The following is an 11485-nucleotide window of genomic DNA, read 5'->3' as shown; positions in this document are numbered from 1 at the left end:
ATGTTTTGTCCTTTAATATGGCCTCATCTGCAAGCTCGAAGTAAGCCTTTATCAGTTCTCGGATGAAGGCCTTCATGATCCGAGAGATTTCGTCTTCAATTTCCGCTAATGTCCTGACCTCGGAATCACCGAAGAATTCAAGCAACTCCTTGATGAAGTTTATTGCTATTTGTAGTAAAATATCCTTGTTCAAGTTGGGACCCTCCTTTATGAGTTTTTGTGTGCTACAAAGATTCTACCAAAAGGAGGGGTCCCTTTCTTTTTACCTCTGAAAATCTCCTACAAATATTTTACGCGATCGGCACCAACTCACGGCTATTTTTTAGGATGGTTAATATATAATATATTTCTAGTATATTGTTATTATTTAGATCAAACAACACTATATTAATACCTGTAAATATGATTGTTTAACTCAGATATATGACGGATATGCGGATAGGTAGTTACAATGAAAATAGAGATGCTGTCGTGTAGTACAATAAAAGTAAATAATATTAAAAGGGAGAGGGAGGTAAGGTGATGGTAAAGGTTGAATATAAAAACTTTAAAATTGTTGTGGTTGTTTTGTTGTCTGTGCTTTCCATAGTTTTTATTGGCTCTGGTGCTTGGGCCAAGACGCCCGAACAGAGGATAACTTTATCGACCGAACTGCTGCAAGAAATGGGAAGGCAAAGCGATGTAGAAGGATTGACGGACCTGCTTAAAGATTCCAAAGGTATTGCAATATTCCCTAACGTTACAAAGGCGGGGTTTGTATTTGGAGCTGAATTCGGCGAGGGATTGATGTTAAGGAGGGATCCGAATACGAACCAATGGTACGGACCTTCGTTTTTAAGTATTGGCGGCATATCCGTAGGACTTCAGATAGGGGTTCAATCGACGAGCTTGATATTAGTTATAATGGACGATGCCGGACTGGAAGCTTTAAAAAAAGAACACGTTAGCCTGGGTGCGGATATTTCCGTGGCAGCCGGTCCTGCTGGTCGCAGAGCGGGCGCCGCAACGAATTCAATTTACAGTTATTCGATCGCCAAGGGAGCTTTTGCAGGGGTTTCCTTGAGCGGAGGATCTGTTGATACGGACGAGAATGCCAACATAGCATACTGGGGCAAAGAGTTGACACCTGAGGAGATTTTGAAAAAGAGGGCTACGAAGAGCGATGTGCAGCCACTAGTCAAAGAATTAAATAAATTGATGGCGATGGCAAAGAAATAATAAAAACTGACGAAACCTCCCCTTGACTACTGCTCCGCATATTCCTATAATGTTTCTTGCCAGCCGGGCTGGCGGAATGGTAGACGCACGGGACTTAAAATCCCGGGGACGTAAGGTCCGTGCGGGTTCAAGTCCCGCGCCCGGCACCATCTGGCGTCCAGGGTAATCGTAGGTGATATCGCGGGGTGGAGCAGACCGGTAGCTCGTCGGGCTCATAACCCGAAGGTCGCAGGTTCAAATCCTGCCCCCGCAACCAATTTGGCGGTGTAGCTCAGTTGGCGAGAGCATGCGGTTCATACCCGCAGGGTCAGTGGTTCAAATCCACTCACCGCCACCAAAATTTAGCGTTCGACATGGGCGGGGCTGTTACCCCGCCCATGTTATATCTTTTTAACCTCACAGGTGATTATAAAGGTGTATTTATCGAAAGACATTCCTAAATGGATCATGGGTCGGTACTATCCTAAATTCAAGGCTACAGGAGAACGACAAGGATGGTGGAACATCGCTGATTCGGTAGTGGCCGGCATATCGGGAGGGCCGGACTCGGTGGCACTCCTCTGGATGCTCGTTAATCTCTGGCGAGGTAAGGTTATCGTAGCCCACTTTGAACATGGAATAAGGGGCAGGGAATCGATCGAGGATGCTGTATTCGTGCGTGATTTGGCCTTCAATTTTCAATGCCCCTTTTTTATGGAAAGCGTCCCAGTACCTCAGTTGCGTCAAAAAGGAGAAGGCATCGAAGAAGCCGCTCGTAGACTTCGTTATGAATTCCTTGAAAAAATTAGGAGCGAAAATAAAGCTGCATACATTGCCGTGGGCCATCATAACGACGATCTTGTCGAAACAGTTATATTTAACGTAATAAGAGGTACCGGATTGAGGGGTCTGCAAGGTATTCCGGAAAAGCGCGGTTATATAGTAAGGCCTTTGATAGATTTTACCAGAAGGGAAATAACCGACCTCCTCGAGGGGCTTAGTATCAACTGGAGAGAGGATTCTACCAATGTAGATGTCAATTACGCTAGAAACAAGATAAGATTACAACTGATTCCTCTGCTCGAAAGGGAGTATAACCCAAAGATTAGAAAACATATCGCCTTTCTTTCCAGGCAAGCTTTCGAAACGGCCAATTTGCTCGAGAACGAGGCCGCTAAAATTAATGGCCTCGTTGGGATAAAACCTCTTCCTTATACGAAGGCTCTTTGGGACAGGAAGGCCCTGCGGTCTTTGAATCTTCCTGCTTTACAAATAACAGAATGTCTGCGCAGACAACAAAGAGATTTGCATTTAACCACTCTTTCAAGCGACAGAACGGAATTGTTGCTCAAGCTCATTAAAGATAAGATAAATTGGAGGTTTCAGTGGGAGGGCAAAGTTGAGGTTTGTGGAGATAAAAATTTCATTGCTTGGCTTGACTGGGATGTTAATGATAGATTAATCGATGTCTCAATAGATTTGGAATCGAGGCCGAACGGAACATTTCCTTGGAATGGTTGGGAAATTTCTTGGGAGCTTTTAGAGGGCAAGTTCACTCAAAGCAAATTTGGCACTCATCAATGTCGTCTTATAATTGACAATCAAGAGAGCGCTGTTATTAGGGTTATGTCTGCTATTAAGGCTCGCAAAACTTTTGGTTGGAACCTGGAATTTATGTCTTGGTGGGCCAAACGAGGATGGCCAATATTCATTTTAAGTTGTAAAATGTGGTGGGTACCGATATACGGTGAAGGCAAGGGCAAAAATGTAATATGGCCTTCATCGAGAGCCGTTCAGATAAAAGTGCATTACCAGAAAGACGAAAGGATGTAGCATTTATGTCGTATGAGTTGAGCGAAATTCTAATTAGCGAAGAAGAAATTAAAAAAAGGGTAATGGAATTGGGTCGGCAGATATCGAAAGATTATGCAGGCAAAGAGTTGATAATTGTTGGCGTTCTCAAAGGAGCAGTTATATTTCTCTCAGATCTAGTTCGAAATATAGACAGCTCAGTAAAGGTGAAAATTGACTTTTTAGCTGTATCGTCGTATGGTGCCTCTACAAAGACAAGCGGAATCGTGAGAATTATCAAGGATATAGATACCGATATCAAGGGATGCGAGGTTTTGATCGTAGAAGATATCATGGACACGGGATTGACGCTCTCTTATTTGTCAAGAATCATGATGGAAAGGGAACCGAGAGGACTGAAGATATGCGTTCTCTTGGATAAGCCGGAGAGGCATCAGTCAGAGGTAAATATCGATTATTGCGGATTTACAATTCCCGATGAATTTGTAGTAGGATATGGCTTGGATTATGCGGGATTGTGGAGAAATTTGCCGTCAATATATGTCGTAAGGCCCTCTATATGAGGCGGAAAGCGTGTTTTAGGGTAAAGAGGTGGTAATAGATTGAATAGAATGATGAAAAACTTAGGGTTGTATTTGATATTGATAGTGCTCGTAGTTAGTCTGGTCAACATGTTCATAACTCCAATGCAGCAAACTCGTGATGTTGCGCCGCTATCTTATTCAGAGTTCCTTGAACAAGTTGATAAGGGCAACGTTACGGAGGTTGCCATAGATGGATCCAGCATTACGGGTAAATTAAAGGATGGTAGAGCGTTTAATACCTATGCCGTTGGAGTGGGAGATTTAGCGAAGGAGATAGCGGCAAGGGGTGTTAACGTGGAAGTCAAACCACCACAAGCGGCTCCTTGGTGGTCTGGGATGGTCTCTTCCCTATTCCCAACCCTTCTTTTGATAGGTGCATGGATTTTCATTCTCTATCACATGCAAGGCGGGGGAAGCAAAGTTATGTCCTTCGCAAAAAGCAAGGCAAAGATGTTCTTGGATAATCGTCCTAAGGTAACCTTCGATGACGTTGCGGGTTGCGACGAAGCTAAGGAAGAGTTGCATGAGGTTATAGAGTTCTTGCGAAATCCAAGAAAATTTTCTGCCCTGGGTGCTAGGGTACCCAGAGGAGTTCTTCTGCTAGGGCATCCCGGTACGGGCAAGACCTTATTGGCTAGAGCTGTAGCAGGGGAGGCAGATGTACCCTTCTTCAGCATTAGCGGTTCGGACTTCGTGGAGATGTTCGTTGGCGTCGGAGCTGCCAGGGTTCGGGACCTTTTTGAGCAGGCCAGGAAATATCAGCCCTGTATTATCTTTATAGACGAAATAGATGCCGTCGGAAGGCATAGAGGAGCTGGGCTTGGAGGAGGGCACGATGAGAGAGAGCAAACCTTAAACCAATTGCTCGTAGAGCTCGACGGGTTCGATGCGTCGACGGGAATAATCGTAATAGCAGCGACCAACAGGCCCGATATATTGGACCCCGCACTTCTTCGACCCGGGCGGTTTGATCGTCAGATCGTCGTCGACAGGCCTGATTTCAATGGAAGACTGGCCATACTTAAGGTTCATTTACGAGACAAAAAAGTGGATCCCAATGTAAATTTGGAAATTATAGCAAAAAGGACTCCAGGATTTGTTGGTGCCGATCTAGCTAACCTGGTTAACGAATCAGCTTTATTGGCTGCAAGGCGCAATAAGAAGCAAATAACGATGGAGGAGTTTGAAGAGGCCATAGACAGAGTAATAGCCGGGCCGGAACGCAGGAGCAGGGTTATAAGCCCGAAGGAAAAAAGAGTCATAGCATTACACGAGTCGGGTCATGCTCTTGTGGCCAAGCTTTTGCCTGATTGCGATCCCGTGCATAAAGTCTCCATAATACCCAGGGGGCATCAGGCCTTGGGCTATACTATGCAACTGCCCGAAGAAGATCGCTTTCTCATATCCAAAAAGGAGCTATTAAATCAAATATGTGTTTTATTGGGCGGAAGAGTAACCGAGGAGCTCAAGAGCGACGATATCACTACGGGATCCCAGAACGATTTAGAGCGCGCTACCCAAATAGCCAGGAAAATGGTCACCGAATTCGGAATGAGCGAACGATTGGGTCCGGTTAGATTGGGACGAAAACAACACGAGATATTTCTTGGAAGAGATATAGTCGAAGATAGGAATTACAGCGAAGAGATAGCATACGCTATAGACCAAGAAGTCAGGCGTATCATTGACGACTGTTACGAGTTAGTTAGAGATCTTTTGGTTAAACATGACTCGGTACTTGAAAAAATTGCAGAGGTTTTACTGGAAAAAGAAGTTTTGGAGGGCGAAGAATTAGATAGCTTAATCAACGAAAAACTTGATGAAGTGACGAATCGTTCTGAGGGAGATGCTGATGCCGAGTCAGTTGCCGCGGCACAAGCTGTTGAGAAAAAAACGTCACTTCAGCTTGAACCTAGGATAGATCCGGCATAGGTATAATTTGACATCACTGACTGTGGATAGGATGCTTTAGATATACTAGATAATGGCGCGTAGATAATCCTGCGCGTCATGCTTTTTCTTGATAATATACATGAGGTGGTTTTTGTAAAAATGAAGTACCAAGGAGAAGGCCAAAAAAAATTTGAGCTAGTAGCTCCCTGGAAACCGGCTGGAGACCAGCCTCTCGCCATAGAAAAATTGGCTTCAGGCTTGAAGCAGGGCATGAGGTATCAAACTCTCCTTGGAGTTACGGGAAGCGGAAAAACCTTCACTATAGCGAATGTGATCGAGAAGATCCAAAGGCCGGTCTTGGTAATAGCTCACAACAAAACGCTAGCTGCACAGCTATACAGTGAATTTAAGGATTTCTTTCCTAATAACGAAGTCCATTATTTCGTTAGCTATTATGATTACTACCAACCCGAGGCATATTTACCATCGCAGGACATCTATATAGAAAAGGACGCTTCTATAAACGAAAGGATCGAAAAATTGAGATTGGCTACAACTAAGGCTTTGCTGGAAAGAAGAGATGTTATTGTAGTCGCAAGTGTGTCCTGTATATACGGTTTGGGTAGGCGAAAGTCCTACGAAGAAGCAATCTTTAGATTTTCTGTCGGCGATAATATTAACCGAAAGGACTTCTTCAAGAGATTGCTCGACAACTATTACGAGCGTAACGATACGACGTTAGAGCCTGGGACATTCCGTGGACGAGGCGATGTAGTCGAAGTTTATCCAGCTTATAGCGATACAGCGTTACGTGTTTTCTTTTTTGATGATGAAATAGAGAGAATTGAGGAGATTGACCCCTTATGGGGTAAGACAATTGTCGAAAAGGATTGCGCTGCCGTATTTCCCGCCCAACACTACGTTACAACCCATGATTCAATTAAAAAGGCGTTAAAAGCAATTGAAGAAGAATTGGATCTCCGTGTAGCGGAGCTTCAATCTGAGGGTAAACTATTGGAGGCGCAGCGTTTGTCGACTCGGACTCGTTATGATATGCAAATGTTGTCCGAAGTAGGTTATTGTTCAGGTATAGAGAACTATTCAAGACATCTAGATGGCAGAAATCCGGGGGAACCGCCGGGAACCCTTCTGGATTTCTTCCCTGACGATTTTGTTATGGTAATAGATGAATCTCACATAACCGTTCCTCAAATCAGAGGGATGTACAATGGCGATATTTCAAGAAAGAAGACGCTGGTGGAACATGGCTTCAGATTGCCTTCCTGTCTCGACAACAGACCACTCCGGTGGGAGGAATTCGAAGAATATATGAAAAAAGTAATTTTCGTGTCGGCAACCCCCGGAGATTATGAATTATCGACATCGGAACAGGTAGTTGAGCTGCTTGTTAGGCCCACAGGGATTTTAGATCCCAAAGTAGAGGTAGTTCCTGCAAAAAATCAACTAGACGATTTACTCTGTCGGCTTAAAGTATGTCTGAAGGAAAACAAGAGAGTATTGGTCAATACTTTGACAAAGCGATCAGCTGAGGATTTGGCGGAATATCTTGCTGGATTGGGATATAAAGTGAAGTACATCCATTCTGAATTCGATGCCTTTGAAAGGGCCGAGCTTCTTCGTGATCTCAGGATTGGCACCATTGACATTTTGGTGGGAGTAAATTTATTGAGAGAGGGTCTTGATCTTCCCGAGGTAAGCTTAGTGGCCATACTCGATGCAGACAGAGAAGGTTTCTTGCGTTCTTCTCGCTCGATTATTCAGATGATCGGAAGGGCAGCAAGACACGCGGCAGGTACGGTAGTTCTCTATGCCGACGAAATGACGGAAAGCATTAAGGTTGCGGTAAGCGAGACAAAACGTCGAAGAAAAATACAAGAAGCTTTTAACATCGAACATGGTATTGAGCCAAAGAGCATCGTTAAACCCATTGTACATCTTTTGCCGGAAGAGCTCTTGGAAAAGAGTGAGGGCGAAGGAGATGACGGGACGGTTCCAAGGCCCAGCGAAGTGTCTCTCGAAGAGCTGGAGCGCATGATGTGGGATGCTGTTGCAAAACTTAACTTCGAAGAGGCTGCGAGATTGCGAGATTTGATCAGCGATATCAAGGGAGGAAAAATTACGCGTGGAACAGTACATAATCGTAAAAGGAGCAAGACAGCATAATTTAAAAAACATAAATGTCAATATCCCCAAAAACAAAATGGTGGTGATAACAGGGCCATCGGGATCGGGCAAATCGTCGCTGGCATTTGATACCATATATGCAGAGGGCCAACGCAGGTATGTCGAATCTCTGTCGGCCTTCGCGAGGCAGTTTTTAGGTATGCAAGATAAACCTGATGTAGATGACATATCCGGCTTGTCGCCGGCTATATCGATAGAACAAAAGGGAATATCTCACAATCCACGTTCTACAGTTGGAACAGTTACCGAGATTTACGATTATTTGAGACTTTTGTATGGCAGAGCAGGAGTGCCATATTGTCACATATGCGGTCACGAAGTGCATCGCTATACTGTGGACGAAATAGTAGACTTGGTCTTGAATAAATGGAAGGATAGAAGGCTTACGATACTTGCTCCAGTGGTCAAGGGGAAAAAAGGAGAACACAAAAATCTCTTTTTAAAATTACGACAAGCAGGTTATGTAAGAGTTAGGGTTGATGGTCAGGTTTTTTGGCTTGAAGAGGAAATAGCTCTTGATAAAAACAGACAACACAATATAGAAGTTGTTTTGGATCGTATAAAAGCCCATGAAAGCAGAAGAGATCGTTTGAGCGAGGCTGTTGAAAAATCCTTCGAATTGGCCGAGGGGTTCGTTCTTTTTCTAATAGACGAAATAGAGGAGGAACTGTTAACCAATAAATTCGTGTGCCCCGATTGCGAAATATCAATCCCGGAAATAGAGCCCAGGCTTTTTTCCTTCAATAGTCCCTATGGCGCATGCCCCTCTTGTTCGGGAATCGGAAGTTATGAGTACTTTTCTAAAGAACTTGCAATAGATCCTGAAAGAAAGGTATTAGAAGGTGCCATTATACCTTGGGGCAAAAATCATTACATGTTAAGGCGCTTGGAGGCTATAGCGAAAAAGAAGGGATGGAACTTAGACCTCCCCTTTAAGTCATTGCCCAAATATGTCGTAGAGACGGTAATAAACGGTTCAAACGATAGAGCCCCAATGACATATCGAGAACATGGCGAAGAATTTACTTATATGGGGCGATATGAAGGTTTAATTCCTTGGTTAGAACGACGCTGGAGAGAGACTGAGTCGGACAACGTCAAAGAGGAACTTTCCAAATTCAGGACGGAAGATATATGCGAAAGCTGTGGTGGAAAGCGACTACGACCGGAAGCTTTGGCGGTCAAGATAGCGGGTTATACAATTGGTGACATGGTAGAAATGCAGATCGCTAATTTAGTCAATGTAGTTAACAAAATAAGATCAGAGGAGAGTAAAGGGGAAAAAGTTGTACGTCCTGTCGTCGAGGAACTACTTAAGAGACTTTCCTTTCTCGTTGATGTAGGAGTTGGCTATTTGACGTTAAATAGAAGGGCTGATACTTTGAGCGGCGGGGAAAGCCAGCGAATTCACCTTGCTACTCAAATAGGATCGAAGTTGACTGGAGTCCTCTACGTATTGGACGAGCCGACTATCGGACTTCACTCTAGAGATACAAACAGGTTGCTAAAAACGTTGGAATCGATAAAAAATCTGGGCAATAGCATTATCGTCGTTGAACATGACAGAGAAGTAATGATGGCTGCAGATCATATCATAGAGCTGGGCCCGGAGGCAGGAGAGAGAGGGGGAGAGATTGTATTTGAAGGTTCTAGCGATGAGATTAAAAATTCCTGCTGTCTCTCTGCCCGCTACCTACGTGGAGAAAGTTCTGGCGTTGTCTTCCCTCCCGGCAACAGCAGGCGGAAGCCAAAAGGATATATAAAGATTTTCGGAGCCGAAGAGAATAACTTAAAATCTATTGATGTTTCGATTCCGCTGGGCGGCCTGGTCTGTATAAGCGGAGTTTCTGGATCAGGCAAAAGTACTTTGCTTTATGAAATAATATTTAAAGGCATCAAAAAACTTATAGATAGCGATTTTAGGGCAAGAGTGGGCAAACATAGAACTATCGAAGGGTACTCTCAAGTTCAAAATGTTGTTCTCATTGACCAAAGCCCTATTGGCCGGACGCCAAGGTCTAATCCTGCAACGTACACGGGCGTCTTTACTCATATAAGGGAATTTTACTCCATGCTTCCGGAAGCCAAGCTGAGAGGTTATTCTATGGGGAGATTTAGTTTTAACGTCAAAGGCGGCAGATGCGAAGCCTGTAAGGGAGAAGGAGTAGTGCGCGTTCCCATGCTCTTTATGCCCGATGCTTACGTGACATGTGAAGTATGTAAGGGGAAACGCTACAACAGGGAAACCCTAGAAGTAAAGTTTAAAGGTAAAAACATAACTGACGTTCTCGATATGACGGTAGATGAGGCCTGCGAGTTCTTTAAGGATATTCCGAAGATCGAAAAGAAACTTTCCGTCATAAAAGAGGCCGGATTGGGTTATATACGTCTCGGTCAACAAGCACCTACCTTGAGCGGAGGCGAAGCTCAAAGGGTTAAGCTCGCCACAGAGCTTGCCAAGCAATTCAAGGGTTCCACCCTATATCTTTTGGATGAACCGACAACAGGATTGCATTATAGCGATGTAAAAAAGTTGCTCTTACTTTTGCATAGATTGGTCGATCAAGGTAACACAGTTGTGGTGATAGAGCACAATTTAGATTTTATTGCCTCCTGTGACTACATAGTTGATTTGGGACCGGAAGGCGGAGATGGCGGTGGCTACGTGGTTGCTGTGGGGACGCCTGAAGAGTTGGCCGAGAACGAACGTAGCTATACAGGCAAATATTTATCTTCCTTTTTGGGAGATATTAGAGGGGGAAGGTATTTAGTATCATGAGAGACTCCGGCATCGAAGATATATGTTACGGGCGCCATCCTGTGATAGCTCTTTTGGAGGAATCGCCGCATCGTTGTCATAAGATATTGATATCAGAAGGAATTAACAAAAAGCTTGTTGATGACATTTACGATAGGGCACGCAAGAATGGCATTCCTGTTCTTAGGGTAGATAATAAAACTCTCGACAGAGTATCGGGAGGGGCCTCTCATCAAGGGGTATTAGCCTATATTTCCCAAGGAAATTTGGGTGATATCAATCAATTGATAGACAGAATAACAGAAAAAAAGGATAACCCCCTTGTTGTAGTTGCAGATAAAATAAAAGATCCTAACAACCTTGGAGCTATAATCAGGAGCGCAGAAGTCTTTGGGGCTTTGGGTGTGATTTTCCCAAAGCGCAACAGTGCTTATCCAAGCAGTGCGGTGCATAAAAGTAGTGCCGGCGCGAGTATGCGTGTTATGATGGTTTCTGTGAGCAACTTGGTGAGTGCTATAAAGAGGCTGCAGGAAAACGGGATGTGGGTGGTGGGGTTGGACCAGAGAGCTGACAGATACCTCTGGGATGAGCCTTCAATCAGAGGTAAGCTCACCCTGGTGGTTGGTTCGGAAGAGGCTGGCATTTCTCCGATCGTTGCGAGGGCTTGCGATGATATAAGATCTATACCTATGTTTGGGAAGACGGGGTCATTAAATGCTGCAGTAGCGGCAAGCATAGGCATGTATGAATGGATGAGAAGCGTTGTCAAAGGCGAAGAAGGTAGGGATGGTTAAATACAAATCGGCTCTATGTAAACTTTTGCTGCGCGTAAACGAATCCGATATTTTCTATTTGAGTGCTGTTGTAGACGGTTATGATAACTTAGGGTATGTCAGAAAAGAAGAAGCACCCGATGGGCATGTCTGGTTTTATTATGCCGGCGATATGGAAGAAGAGGTTTATGAGTTGATATCGTTGCTTAGAAGCGAAATAGATGATTTTCAGGTCGCAGGCGGAAGTATAAGAATTGAATAGG

General features: G+C 44.2%; 8 protein-coding genes, 3 tRNA genes and 1 pseudogene. 11 read left to right on the top strand and 1 reads right to left on the bottom strand.

The features are described 5' to 3' along the window. A pseudogene (locus tag BLU12_RS04065) lies at nt 1–193 on the bottom strand (ISLre2 family transposase); the annotation flags it as partial. Between the two features lie 329 nt (nt 194–522). Between BLU12_RS04065 and BLU12_RS04060 the strand changes: the two are divergent. The 11 genes from BLU12_RS04060 to BLU12_RS04010 all read left to right on the top strand — a co-directional run bounded on the left by BLU12_RS04060 (nt 523) and on the right by BLU12_RS04010 (nt 11484). Beyond that, nucleotides 523–1218: a lipid-binding SYLF domain-containing protein gene (locus tag BLU12_RS04060; RefSeq protein ID WP_009201118.1), complete on the top strand. Its 696-nt coding sequence runs from the start codon at nt 523–525 to the stop codon at nt 1216–1218. A gap of 62 nt (nt 1219–1280) precedes the next feature. Continuing rightward, a tRNA-Leu gene (locus tag BLU12_RS04055) sits at nt 1281–1367 on the top strand. A 30-nt stretch (nt 1368–1397) separates the two neighbouring features. Continuing rightward, nucleotides 1398–1474, top strand: a tRNA-Met gene (locus tag BLU12_RS04050). 4 nt (nt 1475–1478) lie between these two features. Beyond that, nucleotides 1479–1555, top strand: a tRNA-Met gene (locus BLU12_RS04045). Nucleotides 1556–1632: 77 nt separating this feature from the next. Continuing rightward, nucleotides 1633–3030 carry a tRNA lysidine(34) synthetase TilS gene (gene tilS, locus BLU12_RS04040; protein WP_111089603.1) on the top strand — a complete coding sequence of 466 codons (1398 nt, stop codon included), beginning with the start codon at nt 1633–1635 and terminating at the stop codon, nt 3028–3030. 5 nt (nt 3031–3035) lie between these two features. After that, complete coding sequence (gene hpt / locus BLU12_RS04035) at nt 3036–3572, top strand: hypoxanthine phosphoribosyltransferase (RefSeq protein ID WP_009201116.1); 537 nt, start codon at nt 3036–3038, stop codon at nt 3570–3572. A gap of 39 nt (nt 3573–3611) precedes the next feature. Then, complete coding sequence (gene ftsH / locus BLU12_RS04030) at nt 3612–5525, top strand: ATP-dependent zinc metalloprotease FtsH (protein WP_091460756.1); 1914 nt, start codon at nt 3612–3614, stop codon at nt 5523–5525. Nucleotides 5526–5645: 120 nt separating this feature from the next. Further along, nucleotides 5646–7670, top strand: a complete 2025-nt coding sequence (gene uvrB / locus BLU12_RS04025) for an excinuclease ABC subunit UvrB (RefSeq protein WP_091460754.1) — start codon at nt 5646–5648, stop codon at nt 7668–7670. Then, entirely contained in the window at nt 7630–10470 is a 2841-nt protein-coding gene (gene uvrA / locus BLU12_RS04020) for an excinuclease ABC subunit UvrA (protein WP_091460753.1), read from the top strand. Before uvrB ends, uvrA begins: the two co-directional genes overlap by 41 nt. Next, nucleotides 10467–11243 carry a 23S rRNA (guanosine(2251)-2'-O)-methyltransferase RlmB gene (rlmB, locus tag BLU12_RS04015; protein ID WP_091460751.1) on the top strand — a complete coding sequence of 259 codons (777 nt, stop codon included), beginning with the start codon at nt 10467–10469 and terminating at the stop codon, nt 11241–11243. The genes uvrA and rlmB overlap by 4 nt, the downstream gene beginning before the upstream one ends. After that, nucleotides 11236–11484 (top strand): DUF4911 domain-containing protein, encoded by a 249-nt coding sequence (locus BLU12_RS04010; RefSeq protein ID WP_091460750.1) that lies wholly within the window; start codon nt 11236–11238, stop codon nt 11482–11484. Before rlmB ends, BLU12_RS04010 begins: the two co-directional genes overlap by 8 nt. The last annotated feature ends 1 nt before the right edge of the window (nt 11485 follow it).

Origin of the sequence: Acetomicrobium thermoterrenum DSM 13490 (assembly GCF_900107215.1) — a bacterium.
Lineage (GTDB): Bacteria > Synergistota > Synergistia > Synergistales > Acetomicrobiaceae > Acetomicrobium > Acetomicrobium thermoterrenum.
Note: the sequence above shows the minus strand (reverse complement) of the source record. Positions and strands in the feature narration are given on the sequence as shown.

Bases quoted from the DNA above. Each gene is read 5' to 3' on its own strand.
- BLU12_RS04060 (WP_009201118.1), top strand. From the start codon at position 523: ATGGTAAAGGTTGAATATAAAAACTTTAAAATTGTTGTGGTTGTTTTG.
- rlmB (WP_091460751.1), top strand. From the start codon at position 10,467: ATGAGAGACTCCGGCATCGAAGATATATGTTACGGGCGCCATCCTGTG.
- BLU12_RS04010 (WP_091460750.1), top strand. From the start codon at position 11,236: ATGGTTAAATACAAATCGGCTCTATGTAAACTTTTGCTGCGCGTAAAC.
- uvrB (WP_091460754.1), top strand. From the start codon at position 5,646: ATGAAGTACCAAGGAGAAGGCCAAAAAAAATTTGAGCTAGTAGCTCCC.
- hpt (WP_009201116.1), top strand. From the start codon at position 3,036: ATGTCGTATGAGTTGAGCGAAATTCTAATTAGCGAAGAAGAAATTAAA.